19 protein-coding genes are annotated in these 22,459 nt (G+C 64.0%); 13 read left to right on the forward strand and 6 right to left on the reverse strand.

Annotated elements, in window-relative coordinates:
- Nucleotides 1-102: 102 nt before the first annotated feature.
- The 7 genes from urtB to ACYCVF_RS18755 all read left to right on the forward strand — a co-directional run bounded on the left by urtB (nucleotide 103) and on the right by ACYCVF_RS18755 (nucleotide 6,751).
- Nucleotides 103-1,029, forward strand: a complete 927-nt coding sequence (gene urtB, locus ACYCVF_RS18725) for an urea ABC transporter permease subunit UrtB (protein ID WP_459598726.1) — start codon at nucleotides 103-105, stop codon at nucleotides 1,027-1,029.
- A 17-nt stretch (nucleotides 1,030-1,046) separates the two neighbouring features.
- Nucleotides 1,047-2,189, forward strand: coding sequence for an urea ABC transporter permease subunit UrtC (gene urtC, locus ACYCVF_RS18730; protein ID WP_459598728.1), 1,143 nt, complete (start codon nucleotides 1,047-1,049; stop codon nucleotides 2,187-2,189).
- A 64-nt stretch (nucleotides 2,190-2,253) separates the two neighbouring features.
- The gene (urtD, locus tag ACYCVF_RS18735; protein WP_459598730.1) at nucleotides 2,254-3,009 is read left to right on the forward strand and encodes an urea ABC transporter ATP-binding protein UrtD; all 756 of its coding nucleotides are present in this window, start codon (nucleotides 2,254-2,256) and stop codon (nucleotides 3,007-3,009) included.
- Between the two features lie 223 nt (nucleotides 3,010-3,232).
- Nucleotides 3,233-3,922 (forward strand): urea ABC transporter ATP-binding subunit UrtE, encoded by a 690-nt coding sequence (gene urtE, locus ACYCVF_RS18740; RefSeq protein ID WP_459598732.1) that lies wholly within the window; start codon nucleotides 3,233-3,235, stop codon nucleotides 3,920-3,922.
- A gap of 27 nt (nucleotides 3,923-3,949) precedes the next feature.
- Nucleotides 3,950-5,179 (forward strand): formamidase, encoded by a 1,230-nt coding sequence (gene fmdA, locus ACYCVF_RS18745; protein WP_459598734.1) that lies wholly within the window; start codon nucleotides 3,950-3,952, stop codon nucleotides 5,177-5,179.
- Between the two features lie 92 nt (nucleotides 5,180-5,271).
- Nucleotides 5,272-5,649, forward strand: a complete 378-nt coding sequence (locus ACYCVF_RS18750) for an FmdB family zinc ribbon protein (RefSeq protein ID WP_459598736.1) — start codon at nucleotides 5,272-5,274, stop codon at nucleotides 5,647-5,649.
- 61 nt (nucleotides 5,650-5,710) lie between these two features.
- On the forward strand, nucleotides 5,711-6,751 hold the full coding sequence (locus tag ACYCVF_RS18755; RefSeq protein ID WP_459598738.1) for an aliphatic amidase: 1,041 nt from the start codon (nucleotides 5,711-5,713) through the stop codon (nucleotides 6,749-6,751).
- A gap of 106 nt (nucleotides 6,752-6,857) precedes the next feature.
- On the opposite strand, the gene ACYCVF_RS18760 is transcribed toward ACYCVF_RS18755, so the two are convergent.
- The 4 genes from ACYCVF_RS18760 to ACYCVF_RS18775 all read right to left on the reverse strand — a co-directional run bounded on the left by ACYCVF_RS18760 (nucleotide 6,858) and on the right by ACYCVF_RS18775 (nucleotide 13,114).
- Nucleotides 6,858-7,679: an MlaD family protein gene (locus ACYCVF_RS18760; protein WP_459598740.1), complete on the reverse strand. Its 822-nt coding sequence runs from the start codon at nucleotides 7,677-7,679 to the stop codon at nucleotides 6,858-6,860.
- 157 nt (nucleotides 7,680-7,836) lie between these two features.
- Nucleotides 7,837-10,053, reverse strand: coding sequence for an acetate--CoA ligase family protein (locus ACYCVF_RS18765; protein WP_459598742.1), 2,217 nt, complete (start codon nucleotides 10,051-10,053; stop codon nucleotides 7,837-7,839).
- 141 nt (nucleotides 10,054-10,194) lie between these two features.
- Nucleotides 10,195-10,764 (reverse strand): class GN sortase, encoded by a 570-nt coding sequence (locus ACYCVF_RS18770; RefSeq protein WP_459598744.1) that lies wholly within the window; start codon nucleotides 10,762-10,764, stop codon nucleotides 10,195-10,197.
- Nucleotides 10,765-10,852: 88 nt separating this feature from the next.
- Nucleotides 10,853-13,114: a marine proteobacterial sortase target protein gene (locus ACYCVF_RS18775; RefSeq protein ID WP_459598746.1), complete on the reverse strand. Its 2,262-nt coding sequence runs from the start codon at nucleotides 13,112-13,114 to the stop codon at nucleotides 10,853-10,855.
- A 184-nt stretch (nucleotides 13,115-13,298) separates the two neighbouring features.
- On the opposite strand from ACYCVF_RS18775, the gene ACYCVF_RS18780 reads away from it, so the two are divergent.
- A complete protein-coding gene (locus ACYCVF_RS18780; RefSeq protein WP_459606589.1) occupies nucleotides 13,299-14,069 on the forward strand; it encodes a helix-turn-helix transcriptional regulator in 771 nt (256 codons plus the stop codon).
- Between the two features lie 74 nt (nucleotides 14,070-14,143).
- On the opposite strand, the gene ACYCVF_RS18785 is transcribed toward ACYCVF_RS18780, so the two are convergent.
- Both ACYCVF_RS18785 and ACYCVF_RS18790 read right to left on the reverse strand, forming a co-directional pair.
- Nucleotides 14,144-15,376: an ABC transporter substrate-binding protein gene (locus ACYCVF_RS18785; RefSeq protein WP_459598750.1), complete on the reverse strand. Its 1,233-nt coding sequence runs from the start codon at nucleotides 15,374-15,376 to the stop codon at nucleotides 14,144-14,146.
- A gap of 73 nt (nucleotides 15,377-15,449) precedes the next feature.
- Entirely contained in the window at nucleotides 15,450-17,000 is a 1,551-nt protein-coding gene (locus ACYCVF_RS18790; RefSeq protein WP_459598752.1) for an acyl-CoA synthetase, read from the reverse strand.
- Nucleotides 17,001-17,263: 263 nt separating this feature from the next.
- Here ACYCVF_RS18790 and ACYCVF_RS18795 point away from each other — a divergent pair, with 263 nt between their 5' ends.
- The 5 genes from ACYCVF_RS18795 to ACYCVF_RS18815 all read left to right on the forward strand — a co-directional run bounded on the left by ACYCVF_RS18795 (nucleotide 17,264) and on the right by ACYCVF_RS18815 (nucleotide 22,450).
- Complete coding sequence (locus ACYCVF_RS18795; protein ID WP_459598754.1) at nucleotides 17,264-18,400, forward strand: acyl-CoA dehydrogenase family protein; 1,137 nt, start codon at nucleotides 17,264-17,266, stop codon at nucleotides 18,398-18,400.
- 128 nt (nucleotides 18,401-18,528) lie between these two features.
- The gene (locus tag ACYCVF_RS18800) at nucleotides 18,529-19,692 is read left to right on the forward strand and encodes an acyl-CoA dehydrogenase family protein (RefSeq protein ID WP_459598756.1); all 1,164 of its coding nucleotides are present in this window, start codon (nucleotides 18,529-18,531) and stop codon (nucleotides 19,690-19,692) included.
- The gene (locus ACYCVF_RS18805) at nucleotides 19,692-20,348 is read left to right on the forward strand and encodes a glutathione S-transferase family protein (protein ID WP_459598758.1); all 657 of its coding nucleotides are present in this window, start codon (nucleotides 19,692-19,694) and stop codon (nucleotides 20,346-20,348) included. Before ACYCVF_RS18800 ends, ACYCVF_RS18805 begins: the two co-directional genes overlap by 1 nt.
- Nucleotides 20,349-20,539: 191 nt before the next feature.
- Entirely contained in the window at nucleotides 20,540-21,340 is an 801-nt protein-coding gene (locus ACYCVF_RS18810) for an AraC family transcriptional regulator (RefSeq protein WP_459598760.1), read from the forward strand.
- A gap of 243 nt (nucleotides 21,341-21,583) precedes the next feature.
- Entirely contained in the window at nucleotides 21,584-22,450 is an 867-nt protein-coding gene (locus ACYCVF_RS18815; RefSeq protein WP_459598762.1) for a beta-keto acid cleavage family enzyme, read from the forward strand.
- Nucleotides 22,451-22,459: the final 9 nt, after the last annotated feature.

Genomic DNA, 22,459 nt, shown 5'->3' on the forward strand with positions numbered 1-22,459 from the left:
CGCCAAGCCTCTCCCTGGCGTGGACAGCAAATCCATGCCCAAGACCCCCGCGCCGCGAACCTGCTCGCGGCGCGGGGACCTTATCCCCGACGGAGGACATCGATGTTCGGCGACTACTCGCTTGGTGATCTCGGCTCCATCTTCGTCATGCAGGGCTTTGCAGGACTGATCCTGTTCTCGGTCTACGTGCTGATGGCGCTCGGGCTTGCGATCATTTTCGGCCAGATGGGCGTCATCAACATGGCCCATGGCGAGTTCATGATCCTCGGCGCCTACGTCACGTGGATGACCTCGAGCTTCTTCCAGTCCTATTTACCGAGTCTGTTCAGCGGCTACTTCTTTCTCGCGATGATCCTGGCTTTCATCGCCTCCGGTGCATTGGGAATGCTGGTGGAATGGGTGCTGATACGGCACCTTTACAAGCGCCCACTCGATACGCTGCTGGCGACCTGGGGCCTCAGCCTGATCCTGCAGCAGGCCTATCGATCCGTGTTCGGCGCGCGTGAGGTCGGCGTCGAACTGCCGCAATGGATGCTCGGCTCGCTGCACGTCACCGAAAGCATCGAAGTGCCGATCAACGGCGTCTTCGTGATGGGTCTCACCGTGCTGATCACCGTCTCCGTCGCCTACGTTCTCTACATGTCACGCTGGGGCCGCCAGGTGCGCGCGGTGGTGCAGAACCGCATCATGGCCGGTGCGGTCGGCATCAATACCGAGAAGGTCGACCGCTATACTTTCGGTCTCGGCTGCGGCATCGCAGGTGTCGCGGGCAGCGCCTTCACCATGATCGGCTCGACCGGGCCGACGTCGGGACAGCTCTATATCGTCGACACGTTCCTGGTCGTCGTGTTCGGCGGCGCCGCGAGCCTGCTCGGCACCATCGCCTCGGCCTTCTCGATCTCGCAGACGCAATCGACCCTCGAGTTCTTCATGTCGGGCTCGATGGCCAAGGTGCTCACGCTGCTCGCCGTCGTCGGCATCCTGATGCTGCGGCCGCAGGGTCTCTTCGCCCTCAAGGTTCGCAAATAACGAGAAGCAGGCAAGTCATGATCATCAACTCACGCTTCTTCAACCGATCCGAACTCATGGGCTTCATCGTCCTGGCCGCGGTGCTGTTCGTGATCCTGCCGCTGTCGCTGGACGTGTTCCGCCTCAATCTCGTCGCGAAATACCTGACCTACGCCTTCGTGGCGGTCGGTCTCGTGCTGTGCTGGGGTTATGGCGGTATTCTGAGCCTGGGGCAGGGCGTGTTCTTCGGCCTCGGCGGCTACTGCATGGCGATGTTCCTCAAGCTCGAAGCCTCCAGCGTCGAGAACACCAAGATCCAGTCGACGCCCGGCATCCCCGACTTCATGGACTGGAATCAGATCACCTCGCTGCCGTTGTTCTGGCAGCCGTTTCACAGCCTGACCTTCACCATCCTCGCCATCATCCTGGTGCCGGGCCTGTTCGCCCTGATCATCGGCACTGCGATGTTCAAGCGCCGTGTCGGCGGCACCTACTTCGCGATCATCACCCAGGCGGTCGCCGCCATCCTGACCATCCTGATCGTCGGGCAGCAGGGCTACACCGGCGGCATCAACGGCATGACCGATCTGCGCACGCTCAAGGGGTGGGACATCCGGCCCGACCACGCCAAGATCATCCTGTACTTCGTCGAGGTGGTGCTGCTGTTTGCCTGCATCGGCATCGCGCAGTTCATCCGGCTGACCAAGCTCGGACGCATCCTGGTGGCGATGCGCGAGCAGGAGGACCGCGTCCGCTTCTCCGGCTACAGCGTCGCCAACTTCAAGATCTTCGCCTTCTGCATGGCCGCGATCTTCGCCGCGATCGGCGGTGCCATGTTCGCGCTCAACGTCGGCTTCATGTCGCCGTCCTTCGTCGGCATCGTGCCGTCGATCGAGATGGTGATCTACACCGCGGTCGGCGGGAGGATGTCGATCTTCGGCGCGGTATGGGGCGCCATTCTCGTGAACTTCGCCAAGACAAGCCTCTCTGAATCCTTCCCGCAGCTCTGGCTGTTCGGCCTCGGCGCGCTGTTCATCGCGGTCGTGCTTGCCTTCCCGAACGGTCTGTCCGGGCTCTGGGCCGACTACGTGCAGCCCCGCATCGACCGGCTGTTCGGCTCGCGCAAGGCGAAGGCGGGCTGGAACGGCAATTCGGTCGCCGACAGCGCACCGGCAGAGTGAGGAGACCATCATGTTCGTCGGACATCACGATGCCGATACCACGCTGGCAGTGAGGAGATAAATCATGCTCGTCGGTCATCAGCCCAAGGATTTCCTGCTCGCCGTCTCCGGACTGACCGTCTCGTTCGACGGGTTCAAGGCGGTCAACGATCTCTCCTTCTACGTCGAGGAAAACGAGATCCGCGTCATCATCGGCCCCAACGGCGCGGGCAAGACCACGGTGCTCGACCTGATCTGCGGCAAGACCAAGGCGACCTCGGGCTCGATTCAGTTTCGTGGCAAGGAGCTCACGAAGATGAAAGAGAACGAGATCGTGCAGACCGGCGTCGGGCGAAAATTCCAGACGCCGTCGGTGTTCGAGGACCTCACCGTCTTCGAGAACCTCGAGATCTCGTTCCCGCGCGGCCGCACCGTGTTCGGCTCGCTGACCTTTCAGCGCGACCAGCTGGTGAGGGACCGGGTCGAAGAGGTCGCGGAGATGATCTTCCTCAAGGACAAGCTCAACACCTATGCCGACGAGCTCAGCCATGGCCAGAAGCAGTGGCTCGAGATCGGCATGCTGCTGATCCAGGATCCGGACCTGCTGATGCTGGATGAGCCGGTCGCCGGGATGAGCGTCTCCGAGCGCGCCAAGACCGCCGAACTGCTCAACCGCATCATCAAGAACCGCTCGGTGCTGGTGATCGAGCACGACATGAAATTCGTCGAGGACATCGCGCACAAGGTCACCGTGCTGCACCAGGGCCAGATCCTCTCCGAGGGAACGATGGAGAAGGTGAAGAACGATCCCAAGGTCGTCGAAGTCTATCTGGGGCATTGAGAGATGGCGAAATCGAGCGAGCTAGTTGCGGCTGGGACGGTGCACCTCTCCCCTTGTGGGAGAGGTCGGATCGCGCAAGCGATCCGGGTGAGGGGTATCTCTCCGCGCATCAAACTGCCGTTCGTATTCGCAGATGCAGACCCCTCATCCGTCGCGGGCTTCGCCCGCGCCACCTTCTCCCACAAGGGGAGAAGGAAGGCATACCGAGCCTAGGAGCGCACCGATGCTGGCTATCTCCGATCTCCACGTTGCCTACGGCCAGAGCGAGGTGCTGCACGGGCTCAACGTCAAGGTCGCGCCGAAGGAAATCGTCGCGATCATGGGCCGCAACGGCATGGGCAAGACCACGCTGATGAAGTCGCTGATGGGTATCCTGCCGGCCAGAAGCGGCTCGGTGACCATGGAGGGCGCCGAGCTCGGCGGCCTCAAGAGCTACGAACGCGTCGCCAAGGGCCTCGCCTATGTGCCGCAGGGCCGCATGATCTTCTCCACCATGACGGTGAAGGAGAACATCGAGACCGGGCTCGTCGTGTCCGGCGGTTCCGAGGTGCCCGGCGACATCTACGAACTCTTCCCGGTTCTGCTCGAGATGAAGGGCCGCCGCGGCGGCAATCTCTCCGGCGGCCAGCAGCAACAGCTCGCGATCGCGCGCGCGCTCGCGACGAAGCCGAAAGTGCTGCTGCTCGATGAGCCGACCGAAGGCATCCAGCCCTCGATCATCAAGGAGATGGCGCGCACCCTGAAGCGCATCCGCGACGAGAAGGGCCTCTCCATCGTCGTGTCCGAACAGGTCCTGAGCTTCGCGCTCGACATCGCCGACCGCGTGCTGGTGATCGAGAACGGCGAGATCGTGCGCGACGACCCGCGTGATGCCGTCGATGCCGCGCAGGTCTCCAAATATCTGTCCGTCTAACCAACCGTGTAAAAGGGGAGCTTCTCGATGCCAGAGACACTGATCAAGGTCGATCTCACCAAGTCGGCCTATGAAAACGACATGGTGCACAACCGCTGGCACCCCGACATCCCGATCGTGGCCTGGGTCAATCCCGGCGACGATTTCATCATCGAGACCTACGACTGGACCGGCGGATTCATCAAGAACAACGATTCCGCCGACGACGTGCGCGACATCGACCTGTCGATCGTGCATTTCCTCTCCGGCCCGATCGGCGTCAAGGGTGCCGAACCCGGCGACCTCCTTGTCGTCGATCTGCTCGACGTCGGTCCGCTCAAGGAGAGCCTGTGGGGTTTCAACGGCTTCTTCTCCAAGCAGAATGGCGGCGGCTTCCTCACCGATCATTTCCCGCTGGCGCAGAAGTCGATCTGGGACATCAAGGGGCTCTACACCTCGTCGCGCCATGTGCCCGGCGTCAATTTCGCCGGGCTGATCCATCCCGGCCTGATCGGCTGTCTGCCCGATCCCAAGATGCTGGACATGTGGAACAAGCGCGAGGCCGAGCTGATCTCGACCAATCCGACCCGCGTGCCCGGCCTTGCCAATCCGCCCTTCGCGCCGACCGCCCATGGCGGCCGCGCCAAGGGCGACGTCAAGGCCAAGATCGGCGCGGAGGGCGCGCGCACGGTGCCGCCGCGCGAGCATGGCGGCAATTGCGACATCAAGGATCTCTCGCGCGGCTCCAAGATCTACTTCCCTGTCTACGTGCCCGGTGCCGGTCTCTCCATGGGCGATCTGCATTTCAGCCAGGGCGATGGTGAGATCACCTTCTGCGGCGCCATCGAGATGGCCGGCTGGCTGCATCTGAAGGTCGAGGTGATCAAGGACGGCATGTCGAAGTACGGCATCAAGAACCCGATCTTCAAGCCGTCGCCGATCACGCCGAACTACAAGGATTATCTGATCTTCGAAGGCATTTCGGTGGATGAGGCCGGCAAGCAGCATTATCTCGACGTCCACATCGCCTACCGCCAGGCCTGCCTGAACGCGATCGAGTATCTGAAGAAGTTCGGCTATTCCGGCGCCCAGGCCTATTCGATCCTCGGCACTGCGCCGTGCCAGGGCCACATCTCAGGCGTGGTCGATGTGCCCAACGCTTGCGCCACGCTGTGGCTACCGACGGAGATCTTCGACTTCGACGTGATGCCCTCGGCGGCGGGCCCGATCAAGCACATCAAGGGCGACATTCAGATGCCGATCTCGCCGGACAAATAGTCCCTGCGCGACGGGGTGCGGGACGGCGCGTCTTTGCCGCCCCGCACCCGTCGCCGGATGTGTTGAACAGGCAAGAGCGTGGGGATGATGCGATGCCGGTCTATGAATATCTTTGTGATGACTGCGGTCCCTTCAAGGACCTGCGCCCGATGGCGGAATGCGACGATCCGCAAAGTTGCCCGCACTGCGAGACGCTGGCGCCGCGGGTGATCCTGACTGCGCCGAATTTCTTCTGCATGCCGGCGGACAAACGCAAGGCGCACGCCGTCAACGAGCGCAGCACGCACGCACCGCAGACGCTGGCGCAATACAAGGCCTCGCACGGCCCGGGCTGCGGCTGTTGCTCCTCGGGCAAGGCCGTCAAGGACAAGAGTTCGCCAGACCGAAAGAAGCCGGCGCGGTTGATGACCAAGACCAGGAGCGGCGCCAAGGGCTTTCCGACGGCGCGGCCCTGGATGATCAGTCACTAACCAACGCGGCCGCCTATCGGCGGCGATCCAGAACAACGAGTCAAGTACAGGAGCGCTCGACATGCTTCACGGCGATATTTCCAGCAGCAACGACACGGTCGGCGTTGCAGTCGTCAATTACAAGATGCCCCGGCTGCATACCAAGGCCGAGGTGCTCGATAACGCCCGCAAGATCGCTGACATGATCGTTGGCATGAAGCTCGGCCTGCCCGGCATGGACCTCGTGATCTTCCCCGAATATTCCACGCAAGGCATCATGTACGACTCCAAGGAAATGTACGAGACGGCATCCATGGTGCCGGGCGAGGAAACCGCGATCTTCGCCGAGGCCTGCCGCAAGGCGAAGGTGTGGGGCGTGTTCTCGCTGACGGGCGAGCGCCACGAGGAGCATCCGCACAAGGCGCCCTACAACACCTTGATCCTGATGAACGACAAGGGCGAGATTGTGCAGAAGTACCGCAAGATCATGCCGTGGGTGCCGATCGAGGGCTGGTATCCCGGCAATTGCACCTACGTTTCCGAGGGGCCGAAAGGGCTCAAGGTCAGCCTGATCATCTGCGACGACGGCAATTATCCGGAGATCTGGCGCGACTGCGCCATGAAGGGCGCTGAGCTGATCGTGCGTTGCCAAGGCTACATGTATCCTGCCAAGGAGCAGCAGGTCATGATCTCCAAGGCCATGGCGTGGGCCAACAACGTCTATGTCGCCGTCGCCAACGCCGCCGGCTTCGACGGCGTCTATTCCTATTTCGGCCATTCAGCGATCATCGGCTTCGACGGCCGCACCCTCGGCGAGTGCGGCGAGGAGGATTACGGCATCCAGTACGCCCAGCTCTCGAAGCATCTGATCCGGGACGCGCGCCGCAACGGCCAGTCGCAGAACCATCTCTACAAGCTGGTCCATCGCGGTTACACCGGCATGATCAATTCCGGCGACAGCCCGCGCGGCGTCGCGGCGTGCCCGTATGATTTCTACAAGAACTGGATCAAGGACCCCGAAGGCACGCGCGACATGGTGGAAGCGATGACCCGATCGACCCCGGGCACCGACGAGTGTCCGATCGACGGCATTCCGAACGGATCATCACCAAGCAACTACTAGGCAATCGTCGGCGGTCAGCGCCGGCACAGCCGGAGATGAGTTCGCGAGATCTCGAACGTCACTCGCTCCTACGCCGGCAAGGGTCTCGTGCGCTACGCGTGGTAGGTTAGCGCTTCTGCTCCGTGGGCCTGCGCGGCGGTCGCGGTGCCACCGGCGTTCCCGCCATCTTGTTGGCGGTCTCGCTGACGTCGAGCAGCGAGCGGCGGATATCCTCGATGTAGCCAGCCGACTTCTTCTTCATGGTGCCGGCAAGCTCGTGCAGTTCCTGTATCTTGTCGAACAGCTCGTCGGCCTTGCCGTCGACGAAGCCGGGCACCGCGCCCTCGATCTTGCTGACCGCCTTGTCGAAGCCCGCGAAGGCGCTGTCGACCTTGGCCATCACGGAATCGATCTCGCCGCCCTTGCTCCTGAGATCGCCGGTGTAGGCCTCGAATGTGCGAAGGCCCTCCTTGATCGCGGGGGCGTTGGTCACGATGGTGCGGTCCACGCTGTGCAGGGTGTCGACGATGGATTCGGCGTCGCTGAGATCTGCGGTCAGGATGGGGATGCCGTCCGAGTCCATCGGCACCGGCGGCGCCGAGGGCGCGCCCCCGATCAGCGAGATCGCTGCGATGCCGGTGAGGCCCTGAAACTCGATGCCCGCGACGGTGTCCTTGCGGATCGGTGCGCTGTTGTCGAGCATCACCAGCGCCACGATCCGGCGCGGGCTATCCAGCTTGATCGACAGGATCTGGCCGGCGGGCACACCGTCGAAATTGACCGGGCCGCCACGGCGCAGGCCGCTGGCGGAACCGCCCTCGAACACCACGCGCAACTGGCTGCGGCTCTGGATGCTGCGCCATTTCTGCACGCCGAGCAGGCCGCCGAACGCTACGGCGATCGCCGCCAGCGTCGCCGTGCCGATCACAAGATTGCTCGCGCGTGCCATGGGGCTGAGTCTACGGCCAAAGTGGGATGGTTGGAAGGTGCTCGAATGGCCGCGATTCTAGGTAGGGCGGGTTAGGGAAGCGTAACCCAGCCGATGCGTCGCGCCTGGATGACCGGATTGGCGGACTGCACTGCCGCCAATCTGCCCTACGACATCCTCAATGCCCGGCCGCGCGCTTGGCCGCGGCATTGTTCAACACGATCAGCGCATCGACGGCCACGCCCGTCCTGGTGTTGATCAGGAAGGGGTTGATGTCGATCGAGGCGATCCGGTTGCCGGCATCCGCGATCAAGTTGGACAGGCCGACCAGCGCTTTCACCGCCGAGGCCTCGTGCAGGGCCGGCTTGCCGCGATAGCCGCGCATCTTGATGCCGGCCTTGGTACGGCCGATCAAAAGACGGGCCTCGGCCTCGTCCAGCGGCGCACCGGCGAGCGCGACGTCCTTCATCAGCTCGATGTCGATGCCGCCGGTGCCGATCAGCACGACCGGCCCCATCTCGGCGTCGAGCGAGGCGCCGACCACGAGCTCGAGATCGGCCTTGACCTGCTGTGCGATCAGGATGCCGTCGAGCTTCGGCTTGCCCTTCAGCCTGTTGACCCGCGCGGTGATGTCGTTGAATGCCTTCTTCACCTCGGCCGCGCTGTCGAGGTTCAGCACCACGCCGCCGATGTCGGACTTGTGCAGGATCTCCGCACTGACGACCTTCGCCACGACCGGGAAGCCGATCTGCTTCGCAATCTTCACCGCCTCGGCCGCCGTCTGCGCGATCGCTTCCTTCGAGATCGGGATGCCGTAGGCCTTGAGCAGCTTCTTCGAGGCGACCTCGTCGAGCGCGGCGCCGGTCGCCGATCTCAACGTCTTCTCCAGCACGGCGCGCGCGGCGGGTTTCGAGCTCGATACGATGTCGGGCACCTCCTTGCGCAGCTTCGCATAGTCGAGCAGCGACTTGATCGCGGTCACCGCGCGGTCCATGCCCTGCATGACCGCGAGGTGCGGCAGCGACTTGCGCAAGTCCTTGGTGAATTCGGTGAAGCCGATCGACATCGCGCTGATATAGATCACCGGCTTGCAGGCCGCGCTCGCCATCTCGTTGACGATGCGCAAATTTCGCTCGCGCAGCTCGTGCGGCGTTTTCGGCAGCTCGGCATCGACGATGACGATGTCGATATCGGGGTCGTCGATCATCAGCTTGATCGACTTCATGTAGACCGATGGATCGACCACCGCGGCGAAGCCGGCGTCGAGCGGATTGCCGACGATCGAGCCGGGCCCGAGCATCTTCGCCAGCTCCGAGCTGACATGCGGACTCAGTGGCGCGAAGCTCAGGCCTGCGGCATGGAAGGCGTCGATCAGCATGCCGCGCTTGCCGCCGGACAGCGTGACGGCGGCGAGACGATCGCCCTTGGGTACGGCTGCATGCACGAAACACTCGGTGGTCTCGATCAGCTCGTCGAGCCCGCCGACCCGAATGACACCTTCGCGCGTTGCGATGGCGTCGAATGTCTCGATCGAACCTGCCAGCGCGCCGGTATGCGCCATCGCCGCTGCGCGGCCGCCTTCGGACGTGCCGAGCTTGAGCGCGATCACGGGCTTGCTCGCGGCGCGCGCCGCCTTGCAGGCATCGCGAAACGCCTTGGTGTTGCGCACACCTTCGAGGTAGACGACGATCACCTTGATGCTCGGATCCTCGGCGAAATAGCGCATCAGGTCCGGCGTCTCGAGGCCGGTCTCGTTGCCTGTGGTCACCATGTAGCCGACACCGACACCTCGATCCTCCAGCGCCTGGCGGATCGCCATGACGATGGCGCCGGATTGGCCGGCGATCGCCACCGCGCCTTGTTCCATGGTGACGATTCGATCGTCGATGTTGGTGAAGAGCTTTTCGCCGGCGCTCAAATTGCCGAGGCAGTTCGGACCGGTGACGGCAAGCCCCGTCTCGCGCACAGCTGCCTGGAGTTCGGCGGCGAGTTTCTGGCTCTCCTCGTCCTGCAGTTCGCTGAAGCCCGAAGTGACGATGGTGGCCGAACGTGCGCCGGCCGCGGCGGCCTCGCGGATCACCTGCACTGTAAAGCGCGCAGGCACCAGCACCAGGACGTGATCGGGCTTTTCCGGGAGGCTCGCAAGGTCCTTGTAGCAGGGGACGCCCCAGATGGCGTCGCGCTTGGCGTTGACCGGATAGAGTCCGCCCTCGTAGCCGTATTTGGTCAGGTTGTTCCAGATGCGTTCGGCGTAATTTCCGGGCTTGTCGGTCGCGCCCACCAGCACGATGTTGCGCGGGTGCAGCATGGCGTGGATGCCCTTGACGATGTCGCTGGCGTCGGGCGGTGGAGACCATGGGCGGGACGCGGACGCTGTAGACACATGGGCTTCCATGGTGTGACCTCACCGCTTGTTCTTGTTTGGTGGCGCGCCGCTCTGTTCTATGGCGAGTCCTTCGGGGTGGCAACCATGCGGCTGTCATGCCGTGTGGTGGAATGAAGCGTGCATGGGCGTATTGCGCGTCCGGTGGGCGATCTATCCGTCGGCTCCGATCAACGTCGCATGCAGGATGTAGCGCTCAGGGCCGGGCGCGACGGCGTCGAAGGGCCAGCAGGTCGCGAGAATGAGCTCGAAGCCCGGTGCCGTGGGGTCGATGCCGGATGCATCGAAACGGACCACGGCCGAGGAATCTGCGCGATAGCGAAAACGTTGACCGTCGCTGCGTGTGACATCGATGACGTCACCAATGGCGACATTCCGCAGGAAGCGGAAATGAGTGTCGCGATGGGCGGCATACACCGCCGTCCCGCGTTCTCCCGCATCAGCCGTGTGCCGGATATGGCCGGGTCCGAAAGCCAGCGCCTGTCCGGTCGCGCCTTCCAGCACGATGGCGCTGGCGCCGATCCGTTTCACCTCGATCCGCGCGACCGGCCAGGTGTCGGCCCACGACCATGGCTTGACCGCCTTTCCGGTCGCAATGCTCCTGTCGAACGCGCGCTCCAACAGCACCTGCGCGAGCCATGCCTTGGCGTGGATGTAGGCGCCGTCGCCGAACAAGAAGAGGCCTGCAAGCGTGAGAGCCAGAGGAGAGATGAGGCGGGGCATCAATCACCTTGAGAAAAAGGCGCGCGCGGCTCTTGCAGGGGACGGGCAGCCGCGCGCGCTGAGGTAGAGGAGTTCGGGGGCTCCTCTCTCAAGCGGCGTCAGTGAGCAAGGGCCGACGCCGGTTGAACACGAACAGGATCAGGGCGAGCACGATCAGGACCAGGCCTGCCATCATCTTCAGCTCGGCCGAGGTTGCAGTCTTGGGCAGGCGGATTGCATCGGGCGCGGCAGGCGCCGGCCGCCTCAGCTCCGGCTGGTTGCGCGCATCGGCGTGACGTTCACGCAGCTGCGTCGGGACCTGGGGCCGCTCGCCGAACACCTTCTCGAAGTCCCAGCCGGCGGGCAGGTTGATGGGCAGCTCGCTGAGCTTGAGCGGCACGCCCTCGGGGCGGCTCGGCGTCTTGTCGACCGCGACGAGGCTGGTCAGTCGCGTGACGATCTGGTGGTCGAGCGCTAGCGCCAGGATCGTCTTGTCGGCTTCCTCAGTCGTCAACTCGCGCAGCGTGCGCGCGACTTCCGCATCGGCGATCTTGCGCCTGGCCCAGAGCTTTGACAGGCCCTTGCCTTCGGCGGCGTTTTGCAGCGGTATCGTCACCGTCCACGGACGGTCGCCGACGCGTCCCTTGATCTCGAGTGAGCCTGCGAGCTTGTCCAGCCTTGCCGCCAGCACCAGGGGCTCGTCGCGGTAGACGTCGGGAATGATCGCCGGGGTGACATCTGCCGCGCCTTCCGAGAAATTTGCGGTGAGGCCGGTCACGGCCGGATTTTCGAGCTTGGTGAACAGGCCGCGCATGCGCTCCTCCACCTGCTCGACGGAGCCGATATGGGTAAAGGCGCCGCGGCCGAGCTCGGCGGCGCGCGTCATCAGATAGGTGTTGGGTGCGGACCCGATCCCGACCATGAACACACGCGAGCGGCCGCGCATCGCGGTGATCGTTTCGAACAATTGCTGCTCATTGCCGATCGCGCCGTCGGTCAGGAACACGACCTGGCGGACCATGCTGTTGTCGCCGAGCTTGTCGGCCAGCGCAGCGCGCATCGCCGGCACCATCTCTGTTCCGCCGCGCGCCTGCAAGGCGCCGACGAACGAGGTGGCCTCGCCGACATGCGCCGCGTCCGCCGGCACGGAGGCCGGAAACAGCGTGTCCATGGTGTCGTCGAAACGGATCACGTTGAAGCGGTCGGTCGGCTGGAGACGAGAGAGTGCGTAAGTGAGGCTGGCCTTGGCCTGGACAATCGAGGTGCCACCCATCGATCCTGAATTGTCGATCACGAACACGACCTCGCGTGATTGCGGCTTCTGCGTCGCCTGCTCGACGGCGGGCGGGGTGACGAAGGCGAGCAGGTAATCGGCACCGCCGATGCGTTCGCGGAACAGGCCGACCGACGGCGCCTTGTCCGCAGCCGGCTTCCAGGTCAGCTCGAAATCGCGGTCGGCGGGGATGGCCCCGTCGGCGAGCGTGACGAGGCGCGTCGCATCGTCCGGGCGTTCGACCTTGACGTCGTGGTGATGGCTCTTGACCTCGCCGAGCGCAAAGCCGGCTTTCAGGCGCACGGTGATGCTGGTCGGATTGACCTGCGCATTCTTGGCGGGATCCAGCACCGGAGGCGAGATGCGGTCGCGGTCCGGAACCGGATCTGACGTCGCTGCGCCCCAGCCCGAGCCGTCCTTGCGGAAATCGACGCTCTGCACGATCGGCGCCGGATTGTAGCGCGGTCCGACCACGAGCGGCAGGCGCAACGAGTATTCGTTTCCGGCCTGATGCACCGGCTCCTGGTACTCGATCTGGACCAGAACGGTCTCGCCGGGACCGATATTGGCCACCGAGTTGGTGAAGATGTTCGGCCGCTCCTGCTCGGTGAGCGCAGCCTTCTGGCCGGCGCGGCGCGCCTCCTCGTAGATCACGCGAGCCTGCTGCCGTTCCTTGATGTCGCCGACGATGACGCGGTCGCCGACCACCATCTTCAGGGTATCGACGGCGCCACCAGTCGCGAGCGGATAGACATAGGTCGCCTCGACCCAATCCTTGGTCGGGTTGCGGAAGACCTGCGTGACCCGGGCGCGCAGCGTCGGACCCGATACCGTGACGTCAACGTCGATGCCGAGGCGGATTGCTTCGGTGTAGGCGCCGTCCTCCTTCAGGAGCAGGGTGCCGGACCTTGCGTCGCCGGGCTGGAGCAGGCTGGCCTGTTCGGTCGTGGCCGACCAACTTGTTCCCAGGCTCACCAGAAGGGCCAGGAAGGCGACCAGCATCACCGCGATGCCCTGCGCGAGCAGGAATAGTCCGACTTTGATGACGCGGCTCAACAGGGGGTGTTCGTCGTTCTCGGCCGTGTCGTAGGTGTCCATTTCTTGCTCCCGAAGCATGTTTGCTGGCCTCAACATCCGTCGGCAGGGCAGCATTTCGCGAGCAGAATGATCGGCAATGTTCTGCCGCGGCCGGCCCTGGCAGGATGCGGCCGCGGCAGCCATGTGCGGTTTTGTGCTGGTTTGTCCGGCCTGCTAGAGTGTCCGCGCTGGAGCAGGGCTAACAATGCAGACGCAGGATAAACTCACCGACAAGCAGCTTTCGGACGAGCAGAGTCGAGAGATCGCCGAAACCATTCGCGAGGAACTCGCCAGACGCCGGATCTCCCGGCAGGCGCTTGCCGAGCAGGCCAAGCTCAGCCTGTCGACGCTGGAGAAGGTGCTCGGCGGCCGCCGGCCGTTCACGCTGGCGACGACGGTCCGGCTGGAGCAGGCGCTAGGCGTCTCCTTGCGCAAAAATGCCGTCGTGGTGACGCCTCCCGCGGCAAGCGACGTCGCGCCCGACAGCCTCGGCTCCTATGCGCATCGCGCGGTCACCTGGCTCGAGGACGTCTACATCACCCTGCGGCCGTCCTTCGGCGACAAGGATGCAATCTTCGCCTATCGCACCGAGATCGCCTGGGAGCCGAAAGTCTCTTCGCTGGTCTTCCGCGAGGGCGATCGGACCGATGCCGCTTACGAGCATACCGGCGAGGTCGCCGTTCCCCATCAGTCCGGCTTCATCTACCTCGTCATCATCAAGCACGGTCAGCATCGCGTGATCACGGTGTCGCGGCCGACGGTTGCCGGCGAGATGTACGGCATCATCTCGACGCTCCGCGCCGGGCCCGGCTCGCAGCTCACGCCGATCGCCGCGCCCATCGCCTACGTGCCGCTCAGGAATATTCCGAAGCCCTCCTTGGGGCGGGTTGCGCCCGACGACGGCAACTACGTCCTGTATCGAAAGCATCTGCGCCGCACGGTGGAAGAGCCCTTCGCGCTGTTCCTGCCCGCGTAGCCTCGCTTCGACTTCGTTCGCAGACAAAAAGATAGCGGCCGTTTCGGCCGCTATCTGGATTGGGCAATGCCCAGCTAATGCGAGCTAGCCCCGGTCTCGGCGCTGATGATGTCGCCGAAAAGCTCCCACTGACCAGCCTTGAAGCGAATCATCTTGAGTTGCTCGATCGGCGCGAAGTCGTTGGCGCCGGTGTTGATCTTGATTCCGGGGATCAGCGTATCGGGAGCAAAATCCTTCAGGCTCGCGGCCTGCTTCATCACATTCTCCCGGGTCAGGTTGTCGCCACACTGCTTCAATGTCTGAACCAGGGTCTGCGCGGCGGCATAGCCGTAGACGATGTTGGTGTCGGAGACGTTGGCGCCGGGCATGTATTTGTCGATGAAGGCGAGAAACTTCTTCATGCCCTCATCGTCTTTCCATTGTGGGTCCGATGCGTCCTTCAGATAGCTCGCCGACAGCACGCCTTCCGACGCATCGAGCCCGGCCGGCTTCATCACCGCCCCGATCGAGATCGACACGTCGGTCATCACATGCATCGGCCTCCATTCGAGCTCGGCGATCTTCTTGATCGCCTGTGCCGCGAACTTCGGCGTCGAGATGTTGACGAAGACGTTGGCGCCGGTGCCCTTTAGCTTGACGATGTGGGAATCGATCGAAGGCTCGGTGGTCTCGTAGCTCTCTTCCGCGACGATCAGCGAGGAGGCCTTGTCGCCGAAGATCTCCTTGATGCCGGCGACGTAGTCCTTGCCGAAATCGTCATTGGCATAGAAGATCGCGACCTTCGCGTCGGGCTTGGCCTGCAGGATATATTTCGCGAAGATCCGCGCCTCGACCCGGTAGCTCGGCTGGAAGCCCATGGTCCAGGGAAAACCCTTGGGGTCATTCCACTTGCTGGCGCCGGTTGCGAGGAAGAGCTGCGGGACCTTCTTGGCGTTGTGGTACTTCTGCACGGCGGTCTGGGTCGGCGTGCCCAGCGCGTTGAAGACGAGGAACACCTCGTCGCTTTCGATCAGCTTGCGGACCTGCTCCACGGTCTTGGGCGGCGAATAGCCGTCATCATAGGAGATCCAGTTGATCTTGCGGCCGTTGATGCCGCCCTGGTCGTTGATCATCTTGAAATAGGCTTCCTCGGTCTTGCCGATAATGCCGTAGGCGGAAGCGGGACCCGAATAGGCCTCGACATTGCCGATCTTGATCTCGGTGTCGCTGGCGCCGGTGTCGTACTTCTTTTGTGCGAAAGCGTCTTGAACCGAAAGCAGGGTCAGGGCCGTTGCCGCGGCGAGCAGGGCGAGTTTCTTCTTGTTCATAGAAATTCCTTGGGGTTTCTTGTGGTGTGGAAAGGCACTTCAAAACAAAAAGCGCCCGCGAGGGGCGCTTTGGTCAGGCGTTCGCCACCTTCTTGTCGACTTCGGAGGCGACCGAGAACTCCTTGCGTAGGGTCGGCTTGTGGATCTTGCCGGTGGCGTTGCGCGGCAGTGCCTCGACGAAGCTGATGTGACGCGGGCATTTGAAACGCGCGAGGTTGGCCGCGCAATGCGCGAAGACCTCCGCCTCCGTCAGCTTTTGTCCCGGCTTGACCGCGATGATGGCAAGGCCCACTTCGCCCCATTGCGCATCGGGAATGCCGATCACGGCAGCCTCCGCGATAGCCGTGAGCTGGTGCAGGACGTTCTCGACCTCGGCCGGGTAGACGTTCTCGCCGCCGGAGATGTACATGTCCTTCCAGCGGTCGACGATGTAGTAGAAGCCTTCCTCGTCGACGCGGGTCGCATCGCCGGTGTGCAGCCAGCCGTCGGTGAAAGACGTCTTGTTTGCTTCCGGCCTGTTCCAGTAGCCCGGCGTGATGTTGGGGCCCTTGACCCAGAGCTCACCGAGCTCGCCGACATCGGCATCGCTGCCGTCGGGGCGGACGATGCGCACTTCCGTGTGCAGCACCGGCTTGCCGGCGGAGCCGGCCTTGCGCGCGGCATCCTCGCGATCGAGCACCAGAACGGCCGGAGAGGTCTCGGTCATGCCGTAGCCCTGCTGAAGCGCGACGCCGCGCGCCTCCCAGACCTTCAACAGTGGCACCGGCATCGGAGCGCCGCCGACACCGCCGACGATCAGCCGGCTGAGATCGGTCGTCGCGAAGGCCGGGTGCTGCGCCATGAACTGGTAGATCGCGGGCACGCCGAAGAACACGTTGATGCCCTGCGCGGGATCGTTGATCAGGCCGAGCGCCGTGCCGGGATCGAAGGCGCGCATGATCATCACGGTGCCGCCGGCGTGCAGCACCGGATTGGTGTAGCAATTGAGGCCGCCGGTATGGAACAGCGGCAGCACCGTGAGCAGCACCGAGGCCGGTCCGATGCAGGCGGGGCCGCCGAGATTGACGCAATTCCAGAAGGTCATGCCGTGGGTGATGGTTGCGCCCTTCGGATGGCCCGTCGTGCCCGAGGTGTACATGACGGTGGAGACGTCATCGAGCGTGACTTCTTCGGCGCGGTCGAGCGGCTTCGCGGCAGCGATTCCGGCTTCGTAGGTGCCGCCCGGGCCGAGCAGCAGGCTGGTCGCGACGTTGCAGAGCTTTGCGACGGCGAGCGCCGTCTCGGCCAGATCCGTGTCGTGGATCATCACCTTCGGCGCACAGTCGGCAGTGATGAACTGGAGCTCGGGAACGGTGAGGCGTGTGTTCAGCGGCACGAAGATGGCGCCGAGCCGGCCGCAGGCGAACTGCACTTCCAGCGTATCGGTCGTGTTCAGCGCCAGCACCGCGACACGATCGCCGCGCGAGACCTTCAGCGTGTGACGAAGGAGCGAGGCGAGGCGCGAGACGCGGGCGTCGAGCTGCGAGTAGCTGAAGCGGCGCTCGCTAGCGAGGTCGATCACCGCAACCTTGTTCGGCGTGCGGCGGCCATGATGGGTGATCCAGTCGTAGTAACGAACGGCCAAGAATTCCTCCCTCGGCGGTTTGTGCCGCCATCCCTCTTGCTGCCCCGTGGGGTGCCCGGCGTGGCGCTGGCGCCAGCCGGAGTCTGTGCAACAACGTTTTTTTGAGCCAGAGTTAGCCTGTGCGGGACGAAAATCGTCTTGCGTGGAGTTGCTAGGCCATGGGCTGCGGTGGAGCGGCTCCTGCGGTCAGCCACTCTGCGCAAGTGAATGGCGAATGTTCCAGCCATGGTGGACGAGCGAATCCGCCAGAGGGCGAGACTGCAATGAAGAACCCTTTCTATACCGCCGAGCACGACGCCTTCCGCGACGTCATGCGCCGTTTCGTCGAGAAGGAGATCACCCCGTTCGCCCATGAGTGGGACGAGGCCGGCGAATTCCCGCGCGTGCTCTATCGCAAGGCCGCCGAGATCGGCCTCCTGGGGCTCGACTTTCCCGAGGAATATGGCGGGATCGCCGCCGACCAGTTCATGAAGATCGTCGCCAGCCAGGAACTGGCGCGCGCCGGCGCCGGCGGCGTCAGTGCCAGCCTGATGAGCCACACCATCGGTTCGCCGCCGATCGCGCGCGCGGCTCGGCCGGAGGTGAGGGCGCGCGTGCTGCCGCAAGTCTTGTCCGGCGAGAAGATCTCCGCGCTCGCGATCACAGAGCCGGGCGGCGGCTCCGACGTCGCGAACCTAAGGACCCGGGCGCGGCGCGACGGCGATCACTACGTCGTGAGCGGCGAGAAGACCTTCATCACCTCGGGCATGCGCGCCGACTATCTGACTGTTGCGGTGCGCACCGGCGGCGAGGGCGCCGGCGGCGTCAGCCTGCTCCTGATCGAAGGCGACACGCCCGGGTTGTCGCGGACGAAGCTGAAGAAGATGGGCTGGTGGGCCTCCGACACCGCGACGCTGCATTTCGACGAATGCCGCGTCCCGGCCGAAAACCTGATCGGCGAGGAAGGCCAGGGCTTCAAGATCATCATGCAGAACTTCAACAGCGAGCGCATGGGCATGGCGGCGAGCTGTACCGCCTTCGCGCGGGTCTGCCTCGACGAGGCGGTTGCCTACGCGAAAGAGCGCAAGACTTTCGGCAAGCCACTGGCCCAGCACCAGGTCATTCGCCACAAGATCGTCGACATGGCGCAGAAGGTCGCGGCCTCGCAAGCGATGCTGGAGATGCTGGCCTGGCGGCTCGAGCAGGGCGAAAGCCCGGTGGCGGAAATCTGCATGATGAAGAACCAGGCGACGCAAACCATGGCCTTCTGCGCCTCGGAAGCCGTGCAGATCTTCGGCGGCGCCGGCTTCATGCGAGGCATCAAGGCCGAGCGCATCTATCGCGAGGTCAAGGTCAATGCCATCGGCGGCGGCACCGAGGAGATCATGAAGGATCTGGCGTCCAGGCAGATGGGGCTGTGACTGGCGGTCATTCCGGGGCGCAAAGCGCAGCGGAGCGAGCCCGGAATCCATCGGGCTGCAGATTCCGTCGAGAAATGGATTCCGGGCTCATCGCTTCGCGATGCCCCGGAATGACGATGAGGACAAAAATGCTATTTACCGCTGACCACGACGATATCCGCCGCAGCCTGCAAAAGTTCATCGCGAACGAGATCAATCCTCATGTCGATGAATGGGAGAAGGCCGACATCTTCCCGGCGCACGAGCTGTTCAAGAAGATGGGCAATCTCGGCTTCCTCGGGCTGAACAAGCCGGTCGAGTTCGGCGGCTCGGGCCTCGACTACTCCTACGCGCTGATGATGGCGGAGGAGCTGGGCGCCATCACCTGCGGCGGCGTGCCGATGGCGATCGGGGTGCAGACCGACATGGCGACGCCCGCGCTGGCGCGGTTCGGCTCGGACGAGGTGCGTCGCGAATTTCTGGCACCCTCGATTTCCGGCGACTACGTCGCCTGCATCGGCGTCTCCGAGCCCGGCGCGGGCTCCGACGTCGCCTCGATCAAGACCCAGGCGCGCTCAGACGGCGACGACTACGTCGTCAACGGCGGCAAGATGTGGATCACGAACGGCACGCAGGCCGACTGGATCTGCCTGCTCGCCAACACCGGCGACGGGCCGGTTCACCGCAACAAGTCCCTGATCTGCGTGCCCATGAAGAGCAAGGGCGTCACGGTGGCGCGAAAGCTCGACAAGATGGGCATGCGCTCGTCCGACACGGCGCAGATCTTCTTCGACAATGTCCGCGTGCCCAAGCGCAACCGCATCGGCGAGGAGGGCAAGGGCTTTACCTACCAGATGATCCAGTTCCAGGAGGAGCGGCTGTGGGGCGCGGCCGCCTGCCTCAAGTCGCACGAATACATCATCAACGAGACCATCGAGTACACCCGCAACCGCAAAGCCTTCGGCCAGAGCATCCTCGACAATCAGGTCGTGCACTTCAAGCTGGCGGAGATGCAGACCGAGGTCGAGCTGCTGCGCGCGCTGATCTATCGTGCCGCCGAGCAGCTGGTGGCGGGCGAAGACGTGACCAGGCTTGCGACCATGGCCAAGCTGAAGGCCGGCCGCCTCGGCCGCGAGCTCACCGACGCCTGCTTGCAATTTTGGGGCGGAATGGGCTTTACCAACGAGACGCCGGTCAGCCGCGCCTATCGTGACAGCCGCCTGACCTCGATCGGCGGCGGCGCCGACGAGGTCATGCTGATGGTCCTGTGCAAGATGATGGGCACGTTGCCCGGCAGCAAAGGGAGTGCTTGATGATCACGCTCTATCACTGCGACGCTGCGCGCTCGTTTCGCCCGCTCTGGATGCTGGAGGAGATGGGGCTGCCCTACGAGCTGAAGATGCTGCCGTTCCCGCCGCGCGTCTTCGCCAAGGAGTATCTCGCGATCAATCCGCTGGGCACGATTCCCTTCATGGTCGACGGCGAAGCGAAGATGACCGAATCCTCCGGCATCTGCCACTATCTCGGCGTCAAATACGGCCCGACGCCGTTGATGGTCGGACCGGAGGATCCTGCCTACGGCGCCTTCCTGAACTGGATGTATTTCAGCGACGCCACGTTAACCTTCCCACAGACGCTGGTGCTCCGATACACCCAGCTCGAACCGGAGGAGCGCCGCAACCCGCAGGTCGCCACCGACTACGCAAAATGGTTCTTGGGGAGACTGCGCGCGGTCGAGGCAGCCATGGCGAATGCCGAAACGTTGTGCGCGGGCCGCTTCACCGCCGCTGACATTGTCATCGGATACGCGCTTCGCCTGGCGAGTAACATCGGGCTCGCCAAGGATTTCGGGCCAAATGTCGCAGCCTATTGGGCTCGCCTGCAGCAGCGCGACGGTTTCAAGCGCGCAGTTGCTGCGGAACAGAAGGCTGGCGCCGAGCAGAATGTTGCGCCAAGGGCGAGGGCGTAAGGGGGCTGTCATTCCGGGCGATGCGCAGCATTGAGCCCGGAATCTCGAGGTTCCGGGGTCGGTCCTGCGGACCGCCCCGGAACGACGATGCATGTTTCGATGACAGCGCTATCCTATCGTGACAGCGCCCAAATTTCCGCTAAGGTGACCTCCGTCCGCAGCGGCCAGAGAGCCGCGCGAGGAGGACCCCAATGGAAGATAAAGGTCGCGAATCCGACCATCTGATGCTGATCACACCGGAGCGGGTATTCTATGCTGGCCTGCTCGGCCGGCCCCGCAAGCGGACCCCCGGCTGCTGCCATGTCTATGTCGCGGTGAAGGGCAGCCTGCACCTGACGATCGACGACGTCCAGACGTCGGACGAGTTGATCGTGACCCTGCCGAACCAGCTGCACACCATCGCCAGCGACTACCGCACCGTGATCAGTGTAACGTTGGAGCCCGAAAGCATGCCGGATGGCGTGATCGAGGCCCTGGCCGAGCGGCTCCGGGGGCCGGACAAGGCCGCCTATGCGCGCAAGATCCTGGCCGCCTACACGCTGCTGCGCCAGCGCCGCTACGGCGACATCACCACGGCCGAGTTCGACGAGATGTGTTTTGGCGAGGCACTGCCGCGCCGCGTGCTCGATCCGCGCGTGATGCGCGCGGTCGCCCGCATCGGACGTTTCTCCGGCGAGCCGGTGACCGCCGATACCTGCGCCGCCGAGGCTGGGCTCTCGGCCTCGCGCTTCCTGCATCTCTTCAAGGAGGAGACCGGCATCTCGTTCCGCTCGTTCCGTGCCTGGAAGCGTGCGCGGCATTTGCTGCACTTCGCCAATCAGGACCTCAACCTCGCCCATCTCGCGCAAGACATCGGCTATCCCGACTCGACCCATTTCAGCCATTCGATCCGTCGCTTCTACGGCTTGAAGCCGCGCGCGATCTTCGTCGGCTCGCGCGATCTTGCGATCTATCGCAGCACCGAGACGGTGCGGCTTGCGGAGGCGAGCTAGCGCCGCGCGCATAGGGTGGGCAAAGCGGCTTGTCCGCCGGTGCTCGAAGAGCGAAGGCGGAAGCGTGCCCACCATCTTCGATCCGCGCTGAGACGTGGTGGGCGCGGCGCAAGAGCGCCTTTGCCCGCCCTGCGACAGCTCTGCGATCTCTCGTCCTTTTCCAGCTTCTCCGCGCAAGAAGCCGCATGTCGCGCGTCACATGATCGCAAGCGTTGAATTCTCAACGTGCGAGACATTATTGGCATGAGCGACAAGGCCGTCATCACCTGCGCGCTGAACGGCGTGCTCACCGACCCGAAGCAGCACAACGTGCCTGTGACGCCCGAGCAGATGGCGCGCGAGGCCAAGGCTGCATTCGATGCCGGCGCGTCCATCATGCACATCCATCTGCGCCAGCAGGCGCCGGGCAAGGGGCACCTGCCGTCCTGGGAGGTTGCTGTCAGCAAGGAGATTCAGCAGGCGATCCGCGAGGCGTGTCCGGGCGTGATCATCAACCATACCTCGGGGGTCTCCGGCCCGAACTACAGTGGCGCGCTCGATTGCATCCGCGAAACCAGGCCGGAGATCGCCGCCTGCAATGCCGGTTCACTGAACTACCTGAAAGTGAAGGCCGACAACACCTGGGCCTGGCCGCCGATGATGTTCGACAATGCGGTCGAGAAGGTGAAGGACTATCTCGACGCCATGAACGCGGTCGGCACCATCCCTGAGTTCGAATGCTTCGACGTCGGCATCGTCCGCTGCGTCGGCATGTATCGCCAGGTCGGCATGTACAACGGCCCGCTCGAGTATAATTTCGTGATGGGTGTCGCCTCCGGCATGCCTGCTGATCCCGAGCTGCTGCCGATCCTGATCAAGCTGAAGCGCCCCGAGGCGAACTGGCAGGTCACCGCGATCGGCCGCGAGGAGATCTGGCCGCTGCACCAGCGTTGCGCGGAGCTCGGCGGTCATCTCCGCACGGGGCTGGAGGACACTTTCTATCTCGCCGACGGCACGAAGGTGACCTCGAACGGCCAGTTGATCGAAGCCGTCGCCGCCTGCGCGCGGCGTGCCGGCCGCGACATCGCGAGCCCCGCCGAGGCGCGGAAGATCTTTGGGACGAATCGCTGAATATTCCCG

Source organism: Bradyrhizobium cedriense, from assembly GCF_054602315.1.

Excerpts from the sequence above, each read along its gene's own strand:
- urtB (WP_459598726.1), top strand. The coding sequence starts at position 103 with ATGTTCGGCGACTACTCGCTTGGTGATCTCGGCTCCATCTTCGTCATG.
- urtC (WP_459598728.1), top strand. The coding sequence starts at position 1,047 with ATGATCATCAACTCACGCTTCTTCAACCGATCCGAACTCATGGGCTTC.
- urtD (WP_459598730.1), top strand. The coding sequence starts at position 2,254 with ATGCTCGTCGGTCATCAGCCCAAGGATTTCCTGCTCGCCGTCTCCGGA.
- urtE (WP_459598732.1), top strand. The coding sequence starts at position 3,233 with ATGCTGGCTATCTCCGATCTCCACGTTGCCTACGGCCAGAGCGAGGTG.
- fmdA (WP_459598734.1), top strand. The coding sequence starts at position 3,950 with ATGCCAGAGACACTGATCAAGGTCGATCTCACCAAGTCGGCCTATGAA.
- ACYCVF_RS18750 (WP_459598736.1), top strand. The coding sequence starts at position 5,272 with ATGCCGGTCTATGAATATCTTTGTGATGACTGCGGTCCCTTCAAGGAC.
- ACYCVF_RS18755 (WP_459598738.1), top strand. The coding sequence starts at position 5,711 with ATGCTTCACGGCGATATTTCCAGCAGCAACGACACGGTCGGCGTTGCA.
- ACYCVF_RS18760 (WP_459598740.1), bottom strand. The coding sequence starts at position 7,679 with ATGGCACGCGCGAGCAATCTTGTGATCGGCACGGCGACGCTGGCGGCG.
- ACYCVF_RS18765 (WP_459598742.1), bottom strand. The coding sequence starts at position 10,053 with ATGGAAGCCCATGTGTCTACAGCGTCCGCGTCCCGCCCATGGTCTCCA.
- ACYCVF_RS18770 (WP_459598744.1), bottom strand. The coding sequence starts at position 10,764 with ATGCCCCGCCTCATCTCTCCTCTGGCTCTCACGCTTGCAGGCCTCTTC.
- ACYCVF_RS18775 (WP_459598746.1), bottom strand. The coding sequence starts at position 13,114 with ATGGACACCTACGACACGGCCGAGAACGACGAACACCCCCTGTTGAGC.
- ACYCVF_RS18780 (WP_459606589.1), top strand. The coding sequence starts at position 13,299 with ATGCAGACGCAGGATAAACTCACCGACAAGCAGCTTTCGGACGAGCAG.
- ACYCVF_RS18785 (WP_459598750.1), bottom strand. The coding sequence starts at position 15,376 with ATGAACAAGAAGAAACTCGCCCTGCTCGCCGCGGCAACGGCCCTGACC.
- ACYCVF_RS18795 (WP_459598754.1), top strand. The coding sequence starts at position 17,264 with ATGAAGAACCCTTTCTATACCGCCGAGCACGACGCCTTCCGCGACGTC.
- ACYCVF_RS18800 (WP_459598756.1), top strand. The coding sequence starts at position 18,529 with ATGCTATTTACCGCTGACCACGACGATATCCGCCGCAGCCTGCAAAAG.
- ACYCVF_RS18805 (WP_459598758.1), top strand. The coding sequence starts at position 19,692 with ATGATCACGCTCTATCACTGCGACGCTGCGCGCTCGTTTCGCCCGCTC.
- ACYCVF_RS18810 (WP_459598760.1), top strand. The coding sequence starts at position 20,540 with ATGGAAGATAAAGGTCGCGAATCCGACCATCTGATGCTGATCACACCG.
- ACYCVF_RS18815 (WP_459598762.1), top strand. The coding sequence starts at position 21,584 with ATGAGCGACAAGGCCGTCATCACCTGCGCGCTGAACGGCGTGCTCACC.